The sequence below is a fragment of the Falsirhodobacter sp. alg1 genome (assembly GCF_000739715.2).
Classification (GTDB): Bacteria; Pseudomonadota; Alphaproteobacteria; order Rhodobacterales; family Rhodobacteraceae; genus Falsirhodobacter.
Map to the genome: position 1 here is coordinate 1 of NZ_BBJC02000149.1, position 430 is coordinate 430.

The window sequence follows — 430 nt, forward strand, 5'->3', positions numbered from 1 at the left end:
ACAAGGTGGCCATCGATCGGGTCAACTGGATCCCCTTCGACGATATCTCGGCCTGTATGCGCCGCTTCCAGGCCAGCGAAGTCTCGATCTGTTCCGACGTACCGGGCGAACAGATGGATTACGTCAAGGCGAACCTGGCTGATGCGCTGCACGTCTCTCCCTATCTGGGCACATTCTACCTGCCCATCATCTAGGAGTGACCATGGCAGGCAACAATACCGACGACGGCAAACCAGAGGATCAGGAAAATGAATCCTNGCTGGACCTGAGCCAGGCAGCCGTCAAACGGATGCTCGCTGAAGCACGCGAGCGGGGCTACATTACCTANGAACNACNTCAACNAGGTCATCCCGNCCGATCAGGTATCNTCGGACCAGATCGAGGATATGATGGCGATGCTGTCCGAAATGGGCANTCGAGGTTCGCGACG

At 57.1% G+C, this 430-nt stretch carries 2 pseudogenes; both read left to right on the top strand.

Annotation, left to right across the window (positions count from 1 at the left end):
* Positions 1 to 194 (top strand): annotated as a pseudogene (locus TR36_RS15915) (peptide ABC transporter substrate-binding protein); the annotation flags it as partial.
* 8 nt (positions 195 to 202) lie between these two features.
* Positions 203 to 430: pseudogene (locus tag TR36_RS15410) on the top strand (RNA polymerase sigma factor region1.1 domain-containing protein); the annotation flags it as partial.